Source organism: Pseudomonas nabeulensis, assembly GCF_004682045.1.
Lineage (GTDB): Bacteria > Pseudomonadota > Gammaproteobacteria > Pseudomonadales > Pseudomonadaceae > Aquipseudomonas > Aquipseudomonas nabeulensis.
In genome coordinates this window covers 80,577-102,043 of sequence record NZ_QUZT01000017.1, presented here as the reverse complement: position 1 = coordinate 102,043, position 21,467 = coordinate 80,577, and the positions used below count along the sequence as shown (strand labels likewise).

The window sequence follows — 21,467 nt, the reverse complement described above, 5'->3', positions numbered from 1 at the left end:
GGTCGAAAAGTCTAGGAAGCTGCAAAGATCCCTCGGCGCTAAAGTCTGGCCATTTCTATGCAATGGCCTTTCGCATGGCTATCATGCCTGCCTCATTGTGAGGCGATACCTGCATGCTGACGTTGTTGAAACTCTTGAAAGACGGTCGATTCCACTCTGGAGAAGCGCTTGGCGCTGCCCTGGGCGTAAGCCGCAGCGCGGTTTGGAAGCAGCTCCAGCATCTCGAGGCTGAATTGAATCTGCCTATTCATAAAGTTCGTGGCAAGGGTTATCAGTTGGCTTCGCCATTGGTGTTTTTGAGTGATGAGGCTATCGCCTTGGAGGCCTCCTCCTTGCCATGGCCTGTGCGTGTCTTCGATACGATTGATTCCACAAATGCGGAAGCCCTGCGTCTTGTCGACGCGGGCTGCGCTGCGCCATTTCTAGTGGTTGCGGAGCAGCAAACGGCTGGAAGAGGTCGGCGCGGCCGTAAATGGGTAAGTCCCTTCGCGCAGAACGTGTATTACAGCCTTGTATTGCGTATCGAGGGCGGTTTGCGGCAGTTAGAAGGGTTGAGCCTCGTGGTGGGGCTAGCCGTCATGCAGGCGCTTCGTGAGTTGGGTGTCCAGGGGGCTGGCTTGAAGTGGCCCAACGACGTCCTAGTGGCTGATCGGAAGATTGCGGGTATCTTGCTCGAGCTGGTCGGTGATCCAGCAGACATCTGCCATGTAGTGATCGGTATCGGTATTAACGTAAATATGCAAAAGGCTGATGAGGTCGATCAGCAATGGACTTCGGTGTGGCTCGAGACGGGGTCTGCTGTAGACCGGAATCACTTGGTCGCGCAGTTGGGTGTGCAGCTGCAAGGCTACTTGGAGCGCCATAAAGAGTCTGGGTTTGCGGCTCTACAGGGTGAGTGGGAGCAGAATCATTTGTGGCAAGGGCGAGCCGCATCGCTTATTGCGGGCGCTAGCCAAATTGATGGTGAGGTGCTCGGTGTGGATTGCCAGGGCGCTTTGCGTTTGAGTGTTGATGGTGTTGAGAAAATATTCAGCGGCGGCGAGCTAAGCCTGAGGTTGCGTGATGATTCTTGAGCTCGACTGTGGAAACAGCTTTATCAAGTGGCGGGTGCTTGAATCGGGTCTGGCAGAGGTCCGCGCAGAAGGTATCGTCGGCTCAGATGTTGCGTTGATTGATAGTTTGTCTGCTCTCCCTGGCTTGCTGCTGACGCGTTGCAGGTTAGTGAGTGTCAGAGCTCTGGAAGAAACTGACAAGTTGGTCAATGCCCTGGTGAGCGCCTTTGATGTGGTTGTCTGCTGTGCTGCTTCTGCTCGAGAGGTCGCAGGCGTACGTAACGGCTACGACGATTTCGAACGCCTTGGTCTTGATCGCTGGCTAGCGATGCTGGGTGGGTTCAAATTGGCCTCTGGTGCTTGCCTGGTATTGGACTTCGGTACCGCTGCAACAGCCGATTTTGTTGCTGCGGATGGCGAGCATCTGGGGGGCTTCATTTGCCCGGGTATGCCGCTGATGCGCAATCAGCTACGAACGCATACGCGAAAGATTCGCTACGACGACGCGGCGGCTGAGAGGGCGCTGGAGCATCTTTCTCCTGGTCATACGACGGTAGAGGCGGTGGAGCGGGGTTGCATGCTGATGCTTAGGGGCTTTGTGCTGACTCAGCTTGAATTGGCGCGGAGCTATTGGGGAGATAATTTCACTGTGTTCCTTACCGGTGGGGATGCTGATTTGGTCTCGGATGCAATACCGCAGGCCCGACTTGTGCCTGATCTGGTTTTCGTTGGTCTGGCGATGGCCTGCCCTTTGTCTTGAGGTTCTTATGCGTTGGCTGTTTCTGCTTTTGCTCGTTCTCAACGCCTTCTACTACGTATGGCATCAGCAAGAGGCTCCGTTGCGAGCGAAAGATGTCACGCCGTTGAGTCTCTACAAGGGAGCTCAGCAAGATATTCGGCTTCTAAGTGAGTCGTCAGACGCGGTTGCTCGAAGGGAGCGTGCAAAGGCTTCAGAGGTCCAGGCCATGTGTCTGTACATTGGCGGCTTTGCAGATCAGCATCAGGCGCAGTCCGTCGAGCAGCGGCTGATCAGCCTGGATATAAAGGTCAAAGTCCAATTTCTAAGCACTCCTGAGGCGACAGGCTATTGGCTTCGTGTTGATCCCGGTAGCCGGCGCTTGGCAGACGATCTGCCCTTTGAAAACCTTGCTAAGGAATTCAATGAGTTAAAACATAAAATAATGTTGTGCGAAGGCGTTGCAAGTCTCGAATAGTTTGCATAGAATGGCGCCCGCTCCGCAGTGATGACCGAACAGGTCGACAGTGTGAAGCAACGGTCAATGCAGCTAACCTCATAATTTAAATGAGAAAATGCTTGACAGAAGGTCGGCGTGATGTAAAATGCCGGCTCGCTTAGGAGGGGTTCCCGAGCGGCCAAAGGGATCAGACTGTAAATCTGACGTCTACGACTTCGAAGGTTCGAATCCTTCCCCCTCCACCATTTTTAGCGTGAGCTGCAAGCTCCGCGGGTATAGTTTAGTGGTAGAACCTCAGCCTTCCAAGCTGATGATGCGGGTTCGATTCCCGCTACCCGCTCCAAGTTTGCAGGTTGTGCAAAGTGTTTTGCTCTTGTAGCTCAGTTGGTAGAGCACACCCTTGGTAAGGGTGAGGTCAGCGGTTCAAATCCGCTCAAGAGCTCCATATAACAAGGCAGATATGAGAATATCTGCCTTTGTTTTAACAGCTGCCTCGGCTTGATGATGTTGATAGGTGTTTTCAAGTCTCTTGGGGTTGGTTGTTGTAAAGTCTTTTTCAGGTCTGCATAATGGTCGGCCTGATTTTGTTTTAGGTCAGTAGCTCAATTGGCAGAGCGACGGTCTCCAAAACCGTAGGTTGGGGGTTCGATTCCCTCCTGACCTGCCAGATTCACGTGGTGTGTCTGGCTTTCTTTTCACAGGATCTTCATAGATGACTCCTAAGGCTGAAGCTCAAAGCTCTCGTTTCGATCTGGTCAAGTGGCTCGCAGTAGTCGCCTTGGTGGTCGTAGGCGTTGTTGGCAATCAGTACTACTCTGCTTCGCCGATCCTGTACCGCGTACTCGCATTGCTTGTCCTTGCTGCTGTGGCTGCCTTTGTAGGTTTGCAGACTGCCAAGGGCAAGTCTTTCGCGGTTCTGGTAAAGGAAGCTCGCACAGAAATTCGTAAAGTCGTTTGGCCGACTCGCCAAGAAACTACGCAGACCACGTTGATTGTTGTGGCTGTTGTTCTGGTTATGGCGTTGCTGTTGTGGGGGCTAGATTCCCTGCTCGGCTGGCTTGTTTCCTTGATTGTTGGCTAAGGGTGTTCCGTGGCTAAGCGTTGGTACGTTGTGCATGCTTACTCGGGTTACGAGAAGCATGTTATGCGCTCTTTGCTGGAGCGCGTGAAGCTGGCAGGCATGGAAGATGGCTTCGGCGAAATTCTGGTTCCCACTGAAGAAGTGGTTGAAATGCGGAATGGCCAGAAGCGCAAGAGTGAACGTAAGTTCTTTCCAGGCTATGTGCTGGTTCAGATGGACATGAATGAAGGTACTTGGCACTTGGTCAAGGACACTCCTCGTGTCATGGGCTTCATCGGCGGTACCGCTGATAAGCCTGCTCCCATCACTGATAAAGAAGCAGAAGCAATTCTGCGTCGTGTTGCTGATGGTAGTGACAAGCCTAAGCCGAAGACGTTGTTCGAGCCGGGTGAGGTTGTTCGTGTTACAGATGGTCCGTTTGCTGATTTTAACGGCACTGTCGAAGAAGTTAACTACGAAAAGAGCCGGATCCAAGTGGCAGTGCTCATTTTCGGTCGCTCTACTCCGGTAGAGTTGGAGTTCAGCCAGGTCGAGAAGGTCTAGCTGATCAAGCATCCCAACCCCGCAGCCTTAGGCTGTGGGGTTTTGTCGTCACTGGGATAAACGCGCAAGTAACCGGGGAGCCTCTCGAGGCGTTTGAACCCGTAATTGGAGTGCCTCATGGCCAAGAAGATTACCGCTTACATCAAGCTGCAAGTGAAGGCCGCTCAGGCCAACCCAAGCCCACCTGTCGGTCCAGCTCTGGGTCAGCACGGCGTGAACATCATGGAATTCTGCAAGGCTTTCAACGCCCGTACTCAGGGTCTTGAGCCAGGTCTGCCGACTCCAGTGATCATCACTGTATACAGCGACCGTAGCTTCACTTTCGAAACCAAGTCGACCCCGGCTTCGGTTCTGCTGAAGAAGGCTGCTGGTCTGACTAGCGGTTCCGCTCGTCCTAACACCGTTAAAGTCGGCACTGTAACTCGTGCTCAGCTGGAAGAAATCGCGAAAACCAAAAACGCGGATCTGACTGCAGCTGATATGGATGCAGCCGTGCGTACCATCGCCGGTTCTGCTCGTAGCATGGGCCTTAACGTGGAGGGTGTGTAATGGCTAAGCTGACCAAGCGCCAAAAGGCTATCGCCGGCAAAATCGAAGCAGGCAAGGCCTACAACTTTGTAGACGCTGCTGCCCTGCTGACCGAGCTGTCGACTGTCAAGTTCAGCGAGTCCGTTGACGTTGCTGTAAACCTGGGCGTTGACCCACGTAAATCCGACCAGGTCGTTCGTAGCGCTACTGTGCTGCCACACGGTACTGGCAAGACTGTACGTGTAGCTGTCTTCACCCAAGGTCCGGCAGCTGAAGCTGCTCTGGCCGCCGGCGCTGACCGCGTTGGTATGGACGACCTAGCTGCGGAAATGAAAGGCGGCGACCTGAACTATGACGTAGTTATTGCCTCCCCGGATGCAATGCGCGTTGTAGGTCAACTGGGTCAGATCCTGGGCCCGCGCGGCCTGATGCCTAACCCGAAAGTCGGCACCGTAACTCCAGACGTAGCTACCGCGGTTAAAAACGCCAAGGCTGGTCAGGTTCGTTATCGCACCGACAAAAACGGCATCATCCACACCTCCGTTGGTAAAGTCGGCTTTGATGCCGTCAAGCTGAAGGAAAACGTTGAAGCCCTGATCGCTGATCTGAAGCGTATCAAGCCTGCTTCTTCGAAAGGTATCTACGTTAAGCGCGTTACCCTGAGCACCACTATGGGCCCAGGTCTGGTCATCGACCAAGGCTCGCTGGACGTATAAGACACAGGTTGGCGCAAGTGATTGCGTCAATCGAAAAAAATTGGGGTCCCTGCCTGGCGGGGGCTATCCAAGACCGTAGGCGGCGCAAGTCTTAAACCACAAGCCTACGCAGATGGTGCTCCCGGTTCCTTACCGAATCAGACACCAAAACGACATCCGGCTCCGGCCAGATGAAACGGTAACAAGCAGGAGTTAAACCCGTGGCAATTAATCTCGAAGACAAGAAGGCCATCGTCGCTGAAGTCAACGAGGCTGCCAAAGCTGCTCTGTCCGCTGTCGTGGCTGATGCCCGTGGTGTGACAGTAGGCGCTATGACCGGACTCCGTAAAGAGGCTCGTGAAGCTGGCGTATACGTACGTGTTGTACGTAACACCCTGCTCAAGCGCGCTGTTGCTGACACTGAATACAGTGTCCTCAACGACGTGTTCACCGGCCCGACTCTGATCGCGTTCTCCAAAGAACATCCAGGCGCTGCTGCCCGTTTGTTCAAAGAATTCGCCAAGAGTCAGGATAAGTTCGAGATCAAGGCAGCTGCGTTCGAGGGCAAGTTCCTCGCAGCTAACCAAATCGACGTACTGGCAACACTGCCGACCCGCGACGAAGCCATTTCGCAGCTGATGAGCGTGATTCAAGGCGCTACCAGCAAGCTGGCTCGTACTCTGGCCGCAGTTCGCGAGCAAAAAGAAGCCGCCGCAGCCTAAGGCTGAGCGACTCCTCTCGCGTATTTTTGTTTATTTCGATGGCCGAGTAGGCCGTCCCCCAATTCAGGAAATACAGCAATGTCTATCTCCCAAGACGATATCCTCAACGCCGTAGCTGAAATGTCGGTTCTGCAGGTTGTTGAGCTGATCAAAGCTTTCGAAGAAAAATTCGGCGTTTCCGCTGCCGCTGCTTCCGCTGGCCCAGCTGCTGCTGCTGCCGTTGTTGAAGAGCAAACCGAATTCAACGTCATGCTGACCGAAGCTGGCGAGAAGAAAGTAAACGTGATCAAGGCAGTACGTGAACTGACCGGTCTGGGCCTGAAAGAAGCCAAGGCTGTAGTTGACGGCGCTCCTGCCCTGGTTCTGGAAGCTGTTGCCAAAGACGCAGCTGACAAAGCCAAAGCAACTCTGGAAGAAGCAGGCGCTAAAGTCGAGCTGAAGTAAGCATCGACCTTGCGTCTCCAGCCCAAGCGTTAAGCTGAAGGCTGATGGCTGGTGGCTCTTGCCACCGGCCTTTTTCCGTTCTTGGCTGTCGACTCGGTCGCCGCCATTAACGCGCTGTAGCCACCCGAAGCGGTGGTGCAAACCATGGGGTTTGCGAGATTTTCTGGCTGCTCCCGTCGGAGGGGCCAAACAAGCAGGTGACCAAGCTGGGGAACGCTGATGGCTTACTCATATACTGAGAAAAAACGTATCCGCAAGGACTTTAGCAAGTTGCCGGACGTCATGGATGTCCCGTACCTTCTGGCTATCCAGCTGGATTCGTATCGTGAATTCTTGCAGGCGGGAGCGACCAAAGATCAGTTCCGCGACGTGGGCCTGCATGCGGCCTTCAAATCCGTTTTCCCGATCATCAGCTACTCCGGCAATGCTGCGCTGGAGTACGTGGGTTATCGCCTGGGCGAACCGGCATTTGATGTCAAAGAATGCGTGTTGCGCGGTGTTACGTACGCCGTACCTTTGCGGGTAAAAGTCCGCCTGATCATTTTCGACAAAGAATCGTCGAACAAAGCGATCAAGGACATCAAAGAGCAAGAAGTCTACATGGGCGAAATCCCACTGATGACTGAAAACGGTACCTTCGTTATCAACGGTACCGAGCGTGTAATCGTTTCCCAGCTGCACCGTTCCCCGGGCGTGTTCTTCGACCACGACCGCGGCAAGACGCACAGCTCCGGTAAACTCCTGTACTCCGCGCGGATCATTCCGTACCGCGGTTCGTGGTTGGACTTTGAGTTCGACCCGAAAGACTGCGTGTTCGTGCGTATCGACCGTCGTCGCAAGCTGCCGGCCTCGGTACTGCTGCGCGCGCTCGGCTATACCACTGAGCAAGTGCTGGACGCCTTCTACACCACCAACGTGTTCAGCCTGAAGGATGAAACCCTCAAGCTGGAGCTGATTGCTTCGCGTCTGCGTGGTGAAATTGCTGTCCTGGACATCCAGGATGAAAAAGGCAAGGTCATTGTTGAAGCTGGTCGTCGTATCACTGCGCGCCACATCAACCAGATCGAAAAAGCCGGTATCAAAGAGCTGGAAGTGCCTCTGGACTACGTCCTGGGCCGCACGACCGCCAAGGTTATCGTTCACCCGGCTACAGGCGAAATCCTGGCTGAGTGCAACACCGAGCTGAACACCGAGATCCTGGCCAAAATCGCCAAGGCTCAGGTTGTTCGCATCGAGACCCTGTACACCAACGACATCGACTGCGGTCCGTTCATCTCCGACACATTGAAGATCGACTCCACCAGCAACCAATTGGAAGCGCTGGTCGAGATCTATCGGATGATGCGTCCTGGTGAGCCACCAACCAAAGACGCTGCCGAAACCCTGTTCAACAACCTGTTCTTCAGCCCTGAGCGCTACGACCTGTCTGCGGTCGGCCGGATGAAGTTCAACCGTCGTATCGGTCGTACCGAAATCGAAGGTTCGGGCGTGCTGTGCAAGGAAGACATCGTCGCGGTACTGAAGACCCTGGTCGACATCCGTAACGGTAAAGGCATCGTCGATGACATCGACCACCTGGGTAACCGTCGTGTTCGCTGCGTAGGCGAAATGGCCGAGAACCAGTTCCGCGTTGGCCTGGTGCGTGTTGAGCGTGCGGTCAAAGAGCGTCTGTCGATGGCTGAAAGCGAAGGCTTGATGCCGCAAGATTTGATCAACGCCAAGCCAGTGGCTGCGGCGGTGAAAGAGTTCTTCGGTTCCAGCCAACTGTCCCAGTTCATGGACCAGAACAACCCGCTCTCCGAGATCACCCACAAGCGCCGTGTATCTGCACTGGGCCCGGGCGGTCTGACCCGTGAGCGTGCAGGCTTTGAAGTTCGTGACGTACACCCGACGCACTACGGTCGTGTTTGCCCGATCGAAACGCCGGAAGGTCCGAACATCGGTCTGATCAACTCCCTGGCCGCCTATGCGCGCACCAACCAGTACGGCTTCCTCGAGAGCCCGTACCGTGTGGTGAAAGACGCTTTGGTCACTGACGAGATCGTGTTCCTGTCCGCCATCGAAGAAGCTGATCACGTGATCGCCCAGGCTTCGGCCACGATGAGCGACAAGAAAGTGCTGATCGACGAGCTGGTAGCTGTTCGTCACTTGAACGAGTTCACCGTCAAGGCGCCGGAAGACGTCACCTTGATGGACGTATCGCCGAAGCAGGTAGTTTCGGTTGCAGCGTCGCTGATCCCGTTCCTGGAGCACGACGACGCCAACCGTGCGTTGATGGGTTCCAACATGCAGCGTCAAGCTGTACCCACCCTGCGTGCTGACAAGCCGCTGGTAGGTACTGGCATGGAGCGTAACGTAGCGCGTGACTCCGGCGTTTGCGTCGTGGCTCGTCGTGGCGGCGTGATCGACTCCGTTGATGCCAGCCGTATCGTGGTTCGTGTTGCCGATGACGAAGTTGAAACTGGCGAAGCCGGTGTCGACATCTACAACCTGACCAAATACACCCGCTCGAACCAGAACACCTGCATCAACCAGCGTCCGCTGGTGAGCAAGGGTGATCGCGTTCAGCGCAGCGACATCATGGCCGACGGTCCGTCCACCGATATGGGTGAACTGGCTCTGGGTCAGAACATGCGCATCGCGTTCATGGCGTGGAACGGCTTCAACTTCGAAGACTCCATCTGCCTGTCCGAGCGTGTAGTTCAAGAAGACCGCTTCACCACGATCCACATCCAGGAACTGACCTGTGTGGCACGTGACACCAAGCTGGGGCCAGAGGAGATCACTGCAGACATCCCGAACGTGGGTGAAGCTGCACTGAACAAGCTGGACGAAGCCGGTATCGTTTACGTAGGTGCTGAAGTCGGCGCAGGCGACATCCTGGTAGGTAAGGTCACTCCGAAAGGCGAGACCCAGCTGACTCCGGAAGAAAAACTGCTGCGTGCGATCTTCGGTGAAAAAGCCAGCGACGTTAAAGACACTTCCCTGCGCGTGCCTACCGGCACCAAGGGTACTGTCATCGACGTACAGGTCTTCACCCGTGACGGCGTTGAGCGTGATGCTCGTGCACTGTCCATTGAGAAGACCCAGCTCGACGAGATCCGCAAGGACCTGAACGAAGAGTTCCGTATCGTTGAAGGCGCGACCTTCGAACGTCTGCGTTCCGCCCTGGTAGGCCACAAGGCTGAAGGCGGCGCGGGTCTGAAGAAAGGTCAGGACATCACCGACGAAGTCCTCGACGGTCTTGAGCACGGCCAGTGGTTCAAACTGCGCATGGCTGAAGATGCTCTGAACGAGCAGCTCGAGAAGGCCCAGGCCTACATCGTTGATCGCCGCCGTCTGCTGGACGACAAGTTCGAAGACAAGAAGCGCAAACTGCAGCAGGGCGATGACCTGGCTCCAGGCGTGCTGAAAATCGTCAAGGTTTACCTGGCAATCCGTCGTCGCATCCAACCGGGCGACAAGATGGCCGGTCGTCACGGTAACAAAGGTGTGGTCTCCGTGATCATGCCGGTTGAAGACATGCCGCACGATGCCAATGGCACCCCGGTCGACGTCGTCCTCAACCCGTTGGGCGTACCTTCGCGTATGAACGTTGGTCAGATCCTTGAAACCCACCTGGGCCTCGCGGCTAAAGGTCTGGGCGAGAAGATCAACCGTATGATCGAAGAACAGCGCAAGGTCGCAGACCTGCGTAAGTTCCTGCACGAGATCTACAACGAGATCGGCGGTCGCAACGAAGAGCTGGACACCTTCTCCGACCAGGAAATCCTGGATCTGGCGAAGAACCTGCGCGGCGGCGTTCCAATGGCTACCCCGGTATTCGACGGTGCCAAGGAAAGCGAAATCAAGGCGATGCTGCGACTGGCAGACCTGCCGGACAGCGGCCAGATGCAGCTGTTCGACGGCCGTACAGGCAACAAGTTCGAGCGCCCGGTTACTGTTGGCTACATGTACATGCTGAAGCTGAACCACTTGGTAGACGACAAGATGCACGCTCGTTCTACCGGTTCGTACAGCCTGGTTACCCAGCAGCCGCTGGGTGGTAAGGCTCAGTTCGGTGGTCAGCGTTTCGGGGAGATGGAGGTCTGGGCACTGGAAGCATACGGTGCTGCTTACACTCTGCAAGAAATGCTCACAGTGAAGTCGGACGATGTGAACGGTCGGACCAAGATGTACAAAAACATCGTGGACGGCGATCACCGTATGGAGCCGGGCATGCCCGAGTCCTTCAACGTGTTGATCAAAGAAATTCGTTCCCTCGGCATCGATATCGATCTGGAAACCGAATAACACGTGACGCGAATCGAGAGCGGGGCAGTGATGCCCGCTCTCTGCTCCGCCAGGAGGAAAGGCCTTGAAAGACCTACTGAATTTGCTGAAAAACCAGGGTCAAGTCGAAGAGTTCGACGCCATCCGTATTGGATTGGCATCGCCTGAGATGATCCGTTCGTGGTCGTTCGGTGAAGTTAAAAAGCCGGAAACCATTAACTACCGTACGTTCAAACCTGAGCGTGACGGCCTGTTCTGCGCCAAGATCTTTGGCCCGGTAAAGGATTACGAGTGCCTGTGCGGTAAGTACAAGCGCTTGAAGCACCGTGGTGTGATCTGCGAGAAGTGCGGCGTTGAAGTTGCACTGGCCAAGGTTCGTCGTGAGCGCATGGCGCACATCGAACTGGCTTCGCCGGTTGCCCACATCTGGTTCCTGAAATCGCTGCCGTCCCGTATCGGCTTGCTGATGGATATGACCCTGCGTGATATCGAACGCGTTCTCTATTTCGAGAGCTATGTCGTTATCGATCCAGGCATGACCACCCTTGAAAAAGGTCAGCTGCTGAACGACGAGCAGTACTTCGAAGCGCTGGAAGAGTTCGGCGACGATTTCGATGCCCGCATGGGTGCCGAAGCTGTCCGCGAACTGCTGCACGCTATCGACCTGGAACACGAGATTGGCCGCCTGCGTGAAGAAATTCCGCAAACCAACTCCGAAACCAAGATCAAGAAGCTGTCCAAGCGTCTGAAGTTGATGGAAGCCTTCCAGGGTTCCGGCAACTTGCCAGAGTGGATGGTGCTGACCGTTCTGCCGGTTCTGCCGCCAGACCTGCGTCCGCTGGTACCGTTGGACGGTGGTCGTTTCGCGACGTCCGACCTCAACGACCTGTACCGCCGCGTGATCAACCGTAACAACCGCTTGAAGCGCCTGCTCGATCTGTCCGCGCCGGACATCATCGTGCGCAACGAAAAGCGTATGTTGCAGGAAGCTGTCGATGCCTTGCTCGACAACGGTCGTCGTGGCCGCGCTATCACCGGTTCCAACAAGCGTCCTCTGAAATCCTTGGCTGACATGATCAAGGGTAAGCAAGGTCGTTTCCGTCAGAACTTGCTCGGTAAGCGTGTTGACTACTCCGGTCGTTCGGTAATTACCGTAGGCCCGACCCTGCGTCTGCACCAGTGCGGTCTGCCTAAGAAGATGGCACTTGAGCTGTTCAAGCCGTTCATCTTCGGCAAGCTGGAAATGCGCGGTCTCGCGACCACCATCAAAGCGGCCAAGAAAATGGTCGAGCGCGAACTGCCAGAGGTTTGGGACGTTCTCGCTGAAGTGATCCGCGAACACCCGGTTCTCCTCAACCGTGCGCCGACCCTTCACCGTCTGGGTATCCAGGCGTTTGAACCGGTACTGATCGAAGGTAAAGCTATCCAGCTGCACCCTCTGGTCTGTGCTGCGTACAACGCCGACTTCGACGGCGACCAGATGGCCGTGCACGTACCGCTGACACTGGAAGCCCAGTTGGAAGCGCGTGCGTTGATGATGTCGACCAACAACATTCTGTCGCCAGCCAACGGTGAGCCAATCATCGTTCCGTCGCAGGACGTTGTATTGGGTCTGTACTACATGACCCGTGAAGCGATCAACGCCAAAGGCGAAGGTCGTGTGTTCGCTGACCTGCAAGAAGTCGACCGTGTGTTCCGTGCTGGCGAAGCCGCACTGCACGCCAAGGTCAAAGTGCGGATCAACGAAACCGTCAACGACCGTGACGGCGGCAGCGTGACCAACACCCGTATCGTCGACACCACTGTCGGCCGTGCGCTGTTGTATCAAGTTGTGCCAAAAGGTCTGTCGTACGACGTCGTCAACCTGCCGATGAAGAAAAAGGCGATCTCCAAGCTGATCAACCAGTGCTACCGCGTGGTTGGTTTGAAAGAGACCGTGATCTTCGCTGACCAGTTGATGTACACCGGTTTTGCTTATTCGACCATTTCCGGCGTTTCCATCGGCGTTAACGACTTCGTTATCCCGGATGAAAAGGCCCGCATCATCGGTGCCGCTACCGACGAAGTGAAAGAGATCGAAAGCCAGTATGCCTCCGGTCTGGTAACCCAGGGCGAGAAGTACAACAAGGTAATCGACCTTTGGTCCAAGGCGAACGACGAAGTTTCCAAGGCGATGATGGCCAACCTCTCGAAAGAGAAAGTCATCGACCGTCACGGCGACGAAGTTGACCAAGAGTCCTTCAACTCGATGTACATGATGGCCGACTCGGGCGCACGGGGTTCTGCTGCGCAGATCCGTCAGCTCGCCGGTATGCGTGGCCTGATGGCCAAGCCGGACGGCTCCATCATCGAAACGCCGATCACTGCGAACTTCCGTGAAGGTTTGAGCGTACTTCAGTACTTCATCTCCACTCACGGTGCTCGTAAGGGTCTTGCGGATACCGCGTTGAAAACCGCTAACTCCGGTTACCTGACGCGTCGTCTGGTAGACGTTGCACAAGATCTGGTTGTAACCGAGATCGATTGCGGCACCGAGCACGGCCTGCTGATGACGCCGCACATTGAAGGCGGTGACGTTGTAGAGCCGTTGGGTGAGCGCGTATTGGGCCGTGTTATTGCCCGTGACGTATTCAAGCCAGGTACCGAGGAAGTTATCGTTCCTGCCGGCACCCTGGTAGACGAAAAGTGGGTCGAGTTCATTGAACTCAACAGCATCGACGAAGTGATTGTTCGCTCGCCGATCAGCTGCGAAACCCGCTACGGCATTTGCGCCAAGTGCTACGGCCGTGACTTGGCTCGTGGTCACCAGGTGAACATCGGTGAAGCGGTCGGCGTTATCGCTGCCCAGTCCATCGGTGAGCCGGGTACCCAGCTGACCATGCGTACGTTCCACATCGGTGGTGCGGCAAGCCGGACCTCTGCAGCCGACAGCGTTCAGGTGAAGAATGGCGGTACTGTCCGTCTGCACAACCTGAAACACGTTGAGCGAGTGGATGGCCACCTGGTTGCTGTGTCCCGTTCCGGTGAGCTGGCAATCGCTGATGACTACGGTCGTGAGCGTGAGCGTTACAAGCTGCCGTACGGTGCTGTGATTTCGGTTAAAGAAGGTGACAAGGTCGACGCTGGCGCAATCGTGGCCAAGTGGGATCCGCACACTCACCCAATCGTTACCGAAATGAAAGGTACCGTGACCTACGTGGGCATGGAAGAAGGCATCACGATCAAGCGTCAGACTGACGAATTGACCGGTATGACCAACATTGAAGTACTCGACGCGAAAGATCGTCCAGCTGCCGGTAAAGACATCCGTCCTGCCGTGAAGATGGTCGATGACAACGGCAAGGATCTGTTGCTGCCAGGCACTGACGTAATCGCTCAGTACTTCCTGCCAGCCAACGCCCTGGTCGGTGTAGCGGACGGTGCGAAGATCGCGATCGGTGATGTTATCGCGCGTATCCCGCAAGAAACTTCGAAAACTCGTGACATCACCGGTGGTCTGCCGCGTGTTGCCGACTTGTTCGAAGCTCGTCGTCCGAAAGAAGCGTCGATTCTGGCTGAAGTCAGCGGCACCATCGCGTTCGGTAAAGAGACCAAGGGCAAGCGCCGTCTGGTCATTACCCCGAACGACGGTACCGATCCGTACGAAGAGCTGATTCCGAAGTGGCGTCACCTGAACGTCTTCGAAGGCGAACAGGTAAACCGCGGCGAAGTTATCTCCGACGGCCCGAGCGATCCACACGACATCCTGCGTCTGCTGGGTGTGAGTGCGCTGGCCAAGTACATCGTTAACGAGATCCAGGACGTTTACCGCCTGCAAGGCGTGAAGATCAACGATAAGCACATCGAGACCATCCTGCGTCAGATGCTGCGTAAAGTTGAAATCGCTGAGTCCGGCGATTCCAGTTTCATCAAGGGCGACCAGATGGAATTGACTCACGTACTGGTAGAAAACGAGCGCCTGACGAACGAAGACAAATTCGTGTCCAAGTTCACTCGCGTGCTGCTGGGTATCACCAAGGCGTCGTTGTCCACTGAGTCGTTCATCTCGGCGGCCTCCTTCCAGGAGACCACCCGCGTACTGACCGAAGCGGCGGTAACCGGCAAGCGCGATTACCTGCGCGGCCTGAAAGAAAACGTAGTCGTGGGTCGTTTGATCCCGGCGGGTACCGGTTTGGCTTACCACAGCGAGCGCAAGCGCCGCCGTGATGCTGACAAGCCGTTGCGCGTAAGCGCCAGTGAAGTGGAAGCTGCACTGACCGAAGCGCTGAACTCAAGCGGTAACTGAGTTCTGCGATAAATAGGACTGGGCCCTGGCAGCCCCATTCGTCGGAACGAGGCAATTTTGCCCCGGTTCGATGAGTGGGGAGGTCGGGGCCTTGCCTTGACTGGGGACAAGATCCTCTTTAGACTCTTGTACCCCTAAATTTGGCGGGAATTCGTTCCTGCCATTTTGCTTTTCTTGCAAGACAATAGCGTCGCAAGACAACAGTGGAGCTAGTAGATGGCAACTATCAACCAGCTGGTACGTCAGCCGCGTAAGCGTATCGTCGAGAAATCCGACGTACCTGCGCTGCAGAACTGCCCGCAACGTCGTGGCGTATGCACCCGTGTGTATACCACCACGCCGAAAAAACCTAACTCGGCACTGCGTAAAGTATGCCGTGTGCGCCTGACCAACGGTTTCGAGGTTTCCTCGTACATCGGTGGTGAAGGTCACAACCTGCAAGAGCACAGCGTGGTACTGATCCGCGGCGGTCGTGTAAAAGACTTGCCAGGTGTTCGTTACCACACCGTACGCGGCTCCTTGGATACTTCCGGCGTTAAGGGTCGTAACCAGGGTCGTTCGAAGTACGGTACCAAGAAGCCTAAGTAGTAGCGGCTTTTTGTAAAACTGAATCATCTTATTTTCTGAGTCGATAAGAGTAAGGTCGGAGGCGTCCCGAAAGGGCACCGATTCCGAGCGAACCTGAAGACCGTTTGAGGGCTTATCCATGCCAAGAAGACGCGTAGCAGCCAAGCGCGAAGTGCTTGACGATCCAAAATACGGAAGCCAAATCCTGGCCAAGTTCATGAACCACGTGATGGAAAGCGGCAAGAAAGCCGTTGCCGAGCGTATCGTTTATGGCGCGCTGGAAAAGGTTAAAGAACGCAAGAACAGCGACCCCCTGGAAATCTTCGAGAAAGCTCTCGACGCCATCGCTCCGCTGGTCGAAGTGAAGTCGCGCCGTGTAGGCGGTGCTACTTACCAGGTTCCGGTTGAAGTTCGTCCGTCCCGTCGTAACGCTCTGGCAATGCGCTGGTTGGTAGACTTCGCCCGTAAGCGCGGCGAGAAGTCTATGGCTCTGCGTTTGGCTGGCGAACTGTTGGACGCTGCTGAAGGCAAAGGTGCTGCTGTTAAGAAGCGTGAAGACGTGCACCGTATGGCTGAAGCTAACAAAGCTTTCTCGCACTACCGCTTCTAATTTTAGCTTCACTAATTTTGCGAGGGCTTTATGGCTCGTACTACTCCGATTAGCCGCTACCGTAACATCGGTATCGTTGCTCACGTGGATGCTGGTAAAACCACCACCACCGAGCGCGTACTGTTTTACACCGGCAAAAGTCACAAAATGGGCGAGGTGCATGACGGCGCCGCGACCACAGACTGGATGGTTCAGGAGCAGGAGCGTGGTATTACCATTACTTCTGCTGCTATTACCGCCTTCTGGAAAGGTTCCGAGAAGCAGTACAAAGACGAGCATCGCTTCAACGTAATCGATACCCCGGGCCACGTTGACTTCACCATTGAAGTTGAGCGTTCCCTGCGCGTACTCGACGGCGCGGTCGTTGTGTTCTGCGGTACCTCGGGTGTTGAGCCTCAGTCGGAAACCGTATGGCGTCAAGCCAACAAGTACGGCGTTCCACGTCTTGTTTACGTAAACAAGATGGACCGTGCTGGCGCCAACTTCCTGCGCGTGATCGGTCAGATCAAGCAGCGTCTGGGTCACACCCCGGTGCCAATCCAATTGGCTATCGGTTCCGAAGACAACTTCCAGGGTCAGATCGATCTGATCAACATGGAAGCTGTTTACTGGAACGATTCCGATAAGGGTATGGTTCCTGTTCGTAAGCCTATCCCTGAAGAGCTTCAGGAACTGGCTGACGAGTGGCGCAACAACATGGTTGAGGCTGCTGCCGAAGCCAGCGAAGAGCTGATGAACAAGTACCTCGAAGGTGAAGAGCTCACCAACGTGGAAATCAAGGCCGCTCTGCGTCAGCGTACTATCGCTGGCGAAATCGTCCTGGCTGTTTGCGGTTCTTCGTTCAAGAACAAGGGTGTTCCCCTGGTTCTCGACGCCGTTATCGACTTCCTGCCTGCTCCAACCGACATTCCTGCTATCAAGGGTTCCAACCCTGATAACGAGGAAGAAGAGATGGAGCGTCATGCAGACGACAACGAGCCGTTCTCGGCTCTGGCGTTCAAGATCGCTACTGACCCATTCGTGGGTACCTTGACCTTCGTCCGTGTTTACTCGGGCGTGTTGGCATCCGGCGACGGCGTGATCAACTCGGTTAAAGGCAAGAAAGAGCGCGTGGGTCGTATGGTGCAAATGCACGCAAACGCCCGTGAAGAGATCAAGGAAGTTCGCGCTGGTGACATCGCGGCCCTGATCGGCATGAAGGACGTCACCACTGGTGAAACCTTGTGCGACGCTGCCAAGCCAATCATCCTGGTTCGCATGGACTTCCCGGAGCCGGTTATTTCGGTTGCCGTTGAGCCTAAAACCAAGGATGACCAGGAAAAAATGGGTATCGCTCTGGGCAAGCTTGCTCAGGAAGATCCATCTTTCCGCGTTAAAACTGATGAAGAGACTGGTCAGACGATCATCTCCGGCATGGGCGAGCTGCACCTGGACATCCTGGTTGACCGGATGCGCCGTGAGTTCAACGTCGAAGCCAACATCGGTAAGCCTCAGGTTTCCTATCGTGAGCGCATCACGAAGAACTGTGAAATCGAAGGCAAGTTCGTTCGTCAGTCCGGCGGTCGTGGTCAGTTCGGTCACTGCTGGATCCGTTTTGCTCCTGCTGACGAAGGTCAGGAAGGTCTGCAATTCGTGAACGAAGTAGTTGGTGGTGTGGTTCCTAAGGAATACATCCCGGCTATCCAGAAGGGCATCGAAGAGCAGATGAAGAACGGTGTTGTTGCCGGCTATCCGCTGATCGGCCTGAAAGCAACCGTTTTTGACGGTTCTTACCACGACGTCGACTCCAACGAGATGGCGTTTAAGGTGGCTGCCTCCATGGCAACCAAGCAGCTGGCCCAGAAGGGCGGTGGTGAGTTGCTTGAGCCAATCATGGCGGTAGAAGTTGTTACACCTGAAGACTATATGGGTGATGTCATGGGCGACCTTAACCGTCGTCGCGGCATGATCTTGGGTATGGAAGACACGGTTTCCGGCAAAGTGATTCGCGCCGAGGTTCCGCTGGGTGAGATGTTCGGTTATGCGACCGACGTTCGCTCCATGTCCCAGGGTCGCGCAAGCTACTCTATGGAATTCAAAAAATACAACACAGCTCCGGCGCACATCGCTGAAACTGTATCCAAAAAACAAGGCTGATTCAGTCCTTTAGGCAAGGAGTTAATTGTCGTGGCTAAAGAAAAATTTGATCGTTCCCTACCGCACGTAAACGTTGGCACTATCGGCCACGTTGACCACGGTAAAACCACTCTGACCGCAGCTCTGACTCGCGTTTGCTCCGAAGTTTTCGGTTCTGCAATCGTTGATTTCGACAAGATCGACAGCGCTCCAGAAGAAAAAGCTCGTGGTATCACCATCAACACCGCGCACGTTGAGTACAACTCGACTATTCGTCACTACGCTCACGTTGACTGCCCAGGTCACGCTGACTACGTGAAGAACATGATCACTGGTGCTGCCCAGATGGACGGCGCGATCCTGGTTTGCTCGGCTGCCGATGGTCCGATGCCGCAAACTCGTGAGCACATCCTGCTGTCCCGTCAGGTTGGCGTTCCGTACATCGTGGTTTTCCTGAACAAGGCTGACCTGGTAGACGACGCTGAGCTGCTGGAACTGGTTGAGATGGAAGTGCGCGATCTGCTGAGCACTTACGACTTCCCAGGTGACGACACTCCGATCATCATCGGTTCTGCTCGTATGGCTCTGGAAGGTAAAGACGACAACGAAATGGGCACCACTGCCGTTCGTAAACTGGTTGAAACTCTGGATAGCTACATCCCTGAGCCAGTTCGTCTGACCGACAAGCCGTTCCTGATGCCAATCGAAGACGTATTCTCGATCTCTGGTCGTGGTACCGTTGTTACCGGTCGTATCGAGCGCGGTATCGTTCGCGTTCAAGATCCGCTGGAAATCGTTGGTCTGCGTGACACCACTACCACCACCTGCACCGGTGTTGAAATGTTCCGCAAACTGCTCGACGAAGGTCGTGCTGGCGAGAACTGCGGCGTTCTGCTGCGTGGTACCAAGCGTGACGACGTTGAGCGTGGCCAGGTTCTGGTTAAGCCAGGTTCGGTTAAGCCGCACACCAAGTTCACCGCAGAAGTTTACGTTCTGAGCAAGGAAGAAGGCGGTCGTCACACTCCGTTCTTCAAAGGCTACCGTCCTCAGTTCTACTTCCGTACTACTGACGTGACTGGTAACTGCCAGCTGCCAGAAGGCGTTGAAATGGTAATGCCAGGCGATAACATCCAAATGGAAGTTACCCTGATCAAGACCATCGCAATGGAAGACGGTCTGCGCTTCGCTATTCGTGAAGGCGGCCGTACCGTTGGTGCTGGTGTTGTAGCTAAAATCATCGAGTAATTATCTCTTTTGAGATAGCTTCGATGTTTTGAGAAAGCCCCCGCTCAGCGGGGGCTTTTTTATTGGGTTGACACCTATCTGGGGCGTCTATAGAATTGCGCCTCCTTTTAACGGGTGCATTGCGCCCGGTGGGAATAGCAGCCGGAGTCTGAAATCCAATGCAAAATCAGCAAATCCGTATCAGGTTGAAGGCTTTTGACCATCGCCTGATCGACCAATCCACCCAGGAAATCGTGGAAACCGCGAAACGTACTGGTGCTCAAGTGCGTGGTCCAATTCCACTGCCTACCCGTAAAGAGCGGTTCACCGTTCTGGTCTCCCCGCACGTCAACAAAGACGCGCGTGACCAGTACGAGATCCGTACTCATAAGCGCGTACTGGACATCGTCCAGCCAACGGATAAAACCGTTGATGCACTTATGAAGCTTGATCTGGCGGCCGGTGTGGAAGTACAGATCAGCCTCGGCTAAGACTCGGGTCTTAGTCGTGTAACGCTCTGAAATGGGCGGCCATAGCGGGTGAAAGCCCCGTACACTCATGAGGTTTACAACATGACTATTGGTGTAGTCGGTCGTAAATGCGGTATGACCCGTATTTTCACCGAAGAAGGTGTCTCCATTCCGGTCACGGTCATTGAGATCGAGCCGAATCGCGTCACCCAGTTCAAAACTGAAGAAACCGATGGCTATCGTGCAGTGCAAGTCACTGTCGGCGAGCGTCGTGCTTCGCGCGTGACTGCTGCTCAAGCAGGTCACTTCGCTAAAGCAAACGTTGCAGCTGGTCGCACTGTTATGGAGTTCCGTCTTGAAGATGGCGACTACCAGGCTGGCGATCTGATCAACGCTGAAATCTTCGCTGCTGGTCAACTGGTTGATGTAACCGGTCAGTCCAAAGGTAAAGGCTTCCAGGGTACGATCAAGCGTTGGAATTTCCGTGGCCAAGACAACACTCACGGTAACTCCGTTTCCCACCGCGTCCCGGGCTCTATTGGCCAGTGCCAGACTCCTGGTCGTGTATTCAAGGGCAAAAAAATGTCCGGTCATATGGGCGCTGAGCGCGTGACCGTGCAGTCCCTCGAAGTAGTGCGCGTCGACGCTGAACGCAATCTGTTGTTGGTCAAGGGTGCTGTTCCTGGCGCTACTGGCGGCAACCTGGTTGTACGTCCAGCGGCCAAGGCTCGCGGTTAAGGGGAAGCTGACATGCAATTAAATGTAAATGACGCTCAAGCGATCGAAGTTTCCGAACTGACATTTGGCGGCGAATTCAACGAGACGCTGGTTCACCAAGCAGTCGTGGCCTACATGGCCGGCGGCCGTCAAGGTAGCAAGCAGCAAAAGACCCGTTCCGACGTTCGTGGTGGCGGTAAGCGCCCTTGGCGTCAGAAAGGTACTGGCCGTGCTCGTGCCGGTACTATCCGTAGCCCAATCTGGCGTGGCGGCGGTACCACTTTCGCAGCTCGTCCGCAGGATCACTCGCAGAAGCTCAACAAGAAGATGTACCGCGCAGCTCTGCGCTCCATCCTTGCTGAACTCGTGCGTACTGACCGTCTGGTCGTGGTTCAGGACTTCGCTGTTGAAAGCCCGAAAACCAAAGATCTGCTGGGCAAACTGAACAACATGAGCCTGACCGACGTTTTGATCGTGTCGGAAGCTGTTGATCAGAACCTGTACCTGGCTGCTCGCAACCTGCCACACGTTGATGTACGTGACGTGCAAGGTTCCGATCCAGTTAGTCTGATCGCATACGACAAGGTGTTGATCACCGTGTCGGCCGTGAAGAAATTCGAGGAGCTGCTGGGATGAACCAGGAACGCGTATTTAAAGTTCTGCTTGGCCCGCACGTTTCCGAAAAGGCTACGGTTCTGGCTGACAAGAAAGGCCAGTTCGTTTTCAAGGTTGCAACTGACGCAACCAAGCTGGAAATCAAGAAGGCCGTCGAAAGCCTGTTCAGCGTGAAAGTAGAGCGTGTTACTACCCTGAATGTTCTGGGTAAGAGCAAGCGCACTGCTCGCGGTCTGGGCAAGCGTAATGACTGGAAGAAGGCAGTTATCTCCCTTCAGCCAGGCCAAGATCTCGATTTCAGCAGCAGTGCTGAGTAAGGAAGGGGTGCATC

19 protein-coding genes and 4 tRNA genes are annotated in these 21,467 nt (G+C 55.1%); all 23 read left to right on the top strand.

Annotated features, from left to right (window positions below):
- Positions 1-113 precede the first annotated feature (113 nt).
- The 23 genes from birA (at position 114) to rplW (ending at position 21,453) form a co-directional block, all read left to right on the top strand.
- A complete protein-coding gene (gene birA, locus DYL61_RS11840; protein ID WP_135308439.1) occupies positions 114-1,073 on the top strand; it encodes a bifunctional biotin--[acetyl-CoA-carboxylase] ligase/biotin operon repressor BirA in 960 nt (319 codons plus the stop codon).
- Positions 1,063-1,812 (top strand): pantothenate kinase, encoded by a 750-nt coding sequence (locus DYL61_RS11835; protein ID WP_135308438.1) that lies wholly within the window; start codon positions 1,063-1,065, stop codon positions 1,810-1,812. Before birA ends, DYL61_RS11835 begins: the two co-directional genes overlap by 11 nt.
- Positions 1,813-1,819: 7 nt before the next feature.
- The gene (locus DYL61_RS11830) at positions 1,820-2,266 is read left to right on the top strand and encodes a hypothetical protein (RefSeq protein ID WP_135308437.1); all 447 of its coding nucleotides are present in this window, start codon (positions 1,820-1,822) and stop codon (positions 2,264-2,266) included.
- A 142-nt stretch (positions 2,267-2,408) separates the two neighbouring features.
- Positions 2,409-2,493, top strand: a tRNA-Tyr gene (locus tag DYL61_RS11825).
- A 24-nt stretch (positions 2,494-2,517) separates the two neighbouring features.
- Positions 2,518-2,591: transfer RNA gene (locus DYL61_RS11820), tRNA-Gly, on the top strand.
- A 26-nt stretch (positions 2,592-2,617) separates the two neighbouring features.
- A tRNA-Thr gene (locus DYL61_RS11815) sits at positions 2,618-2,693 on the top strand.
- A gap of 146 nt (positions 2,694-2,839) precedes the next feature.
- Positions 2,840-2,915: transfer RNA gene (locus tag DYL61_RS11810), tRNA-Trp, on the top strand.
- A gap of 45 nt (positions 2,916-2,960) precedes the next feature.
- Positions 2,961-3,329 carry a preprotein translocase subunit SecE gene (gene secE, locus DYL61_RS11805; RefSeq protein WP_025857211.1) on the top strand — a complete coding sequence of 123 codons (369 nt, stop codon included), beginning with the start codon at positions 2,961-2,963 and terminating at the stop codon, positions 3,327-3,329.
- A gap of 9 nt (positions 3,330-3,338) precedes the next feature.
- Positions 3,339-3,872, top strand: a complete 534-nt coding sequence (nusG, locus tag DYL61_RS11800) for a transcription termination/antitermination protein NusG (RefSeq protein ID WP_003176436.1) — start codon at positions 3,339-3,341, stop codon at positions 3,870-3,872.
- Positions 3,873-3,989: 117 nt separating this feature from the next.
- The gene (gene rplK, locus DYL61_RS11795) at positions 3,990-4,421 is read left to right on the top strand and encodes a 50S ribosomal protein L11 (protein WP_003176435.1); all 432 of its coding nucleotides are present in this window, start codon (positions 3,990-3,992) and stop codon (positions 4,419-4,421) included.
- The gene (gene rplA / locus DYL61_RS11790; protein WP_003232403.1) at positions 4,421-5,116 is read left to right on the top strand and encodes a 50S ribosomal protein L1; all 696 of its coding nucleotides are present in this window, start codon (positions 4,421-4,423) and stop codon (positions 5,114-5,116) included. The genes rplK and rplA overlap by 1 nt, the downstream gene beginning before the upstream one ends.
- 200 nt (positions 5,117-5,316) lie before the next feature.
- A complete protein-coding gene (gene rplJ, locus DYL61_RS11785; protein ID WP_016969477.1) occupies positions 5,317-5,817 on the top strand; it encodes a 50S ribosomal protein L10 in 501 nt (166 codons plus the stop codon).
- Between the two features lie 78 nt (positions 5,818-5,895).
- Positions 5,896-6,261 (top strand): 50S ribosomal protein L7/L12, encoded by a 366-nt coding sequence (rplL, locus tag DYL61_RS11780; RefSeq protein WP_034109568.1) that lies wholly within the window; start codon positions 5,896-5,898, stop codon positions 6,259-6,261.
- A 219-nt stretch (positions 6,262-6,480) separates the two neighbouring features.
- A complete protein-coding gene (rpoB, locus tag DYL61_RS11775) occupies positions 6,481-10,554 on the top strand; it encodes a DNA-directed RNA polymerase subunit beta (RefSeq protein WP_135308436.1) in 4,074 nt (1,357 codons plus the stop codon).
- 64 nt (positions 10,555-10,618) lie between these two features.
- The gene (gene rpoC / locus DYL61_RS11770) at positions 10,619-14,818 is read left to right on the top strand and encodes a DNA-directed RNA polymerase subunit beta' (RefSeq protein ID WP_105698427.1); all 4,200 of its coding nucleotides are present in this window, start codon (positions 10,619-10,621) and stop codon (positions 14,816-14,818) included.
- 216 nt (positions 14,819-15,034) lie between these two features.
- Positions 15,035-15,406: a 30S ribosomal protein S12 gene (rpsL, locus tag DYL61_RS11765; protein WP_002555494.1), complete on the top strand. Its 372-nt coding sequence runs from the start codon at positions 15,035-15,037 to the stop codon at positions 15,404-15,406.
- Between the two features lie 118 nt (positions 15,407-15,524).
- The gene (gene rpsG, locus DYL61_RS11760; protein ID WP_002555493.1) at positions 15,525-15,995 is read left to right on the top strand and encodes a 30S ribosomal protein S7; all 471 of its coding nucleotides are present in this window, start codon (positions 15,525-15,527) and stop codon (positions 15,993-15,995) included.
- 30 nt (positions 15,996-16,025) lie between these two features.
- Complete coding sequence (gene fusA, locus DYL61_RS11755) at positions 16,026-18,131, top strand: elongation factor G (RefSeq protein WP_105698428.1); 2,106 nt, start codon at positions 16,026-16,028, stop codon at positions 18,129-18,131.
- 30 nt (positions 18,132-18,161) lie between these two features.
- A complete protein-coding gene (tuf, locus tag DYL61_RS11750; RefSeq protein ID WP_135308435.1) occupies positions 18,162-19,355 on the top strand; it encodes an elongation factor Tu in 1,194 nt (397 codons plus the stop codon).
- A 158-nt stretch (positions 19,356-19,513) separates the two neighbouring features.
- Positions 19,514-19,825, top strand: a complete 312-nt coding sequence (gene rpsJ, locus DYL61_RS11745) for a 30S ribosomal protein S10 (RefSeq protein ID WP_003186070.1) — start codon at positions 19,514-19,516, stop codon at positions 19,823-19,825.
- 81 nt (positions 19,826-19,906) lie between these two features.
- Positions 19,907-20,542, top strand: coding sequence for a 50S ribosomal protein L3 (gene rplC / locus DYL61_RS11740; protein ID WP_003194649.1), 636 nt, complete (start codon positions 19,907-19,909; stop codon positions 20,540-20,542).
- Between the two features lie 12 nt (positions 20,543-20,554).
- On the top strand, positions 20,555-21,157 hold the full coding sequence (rplD, locus tag DYL61_RS11735) for a 50S ribosomal protein L4 (protein WP_003176424.1): 603 nt from the start codon (positions 20,555-20,557) through the stop codon (positions 21,155-21,157).
- On the top strand, positions 21,154-21,453 hold the full coding sequence (gene rplW, locus DYL61_RS11730) for a 50S ribosomal protein L23 (RefSeq protein WP_002555488.1): 300 nt from the start codon (positions 21,154-21,156) through the stop codon (positions 21,451-21,453). The genes rplD and rplW overlap by 4 nt, the downstream gene beginning before the upstream one ends.
- The last annotated feature ends 14 nt before the right edge of the window (positions 21,454-21,467 follow it).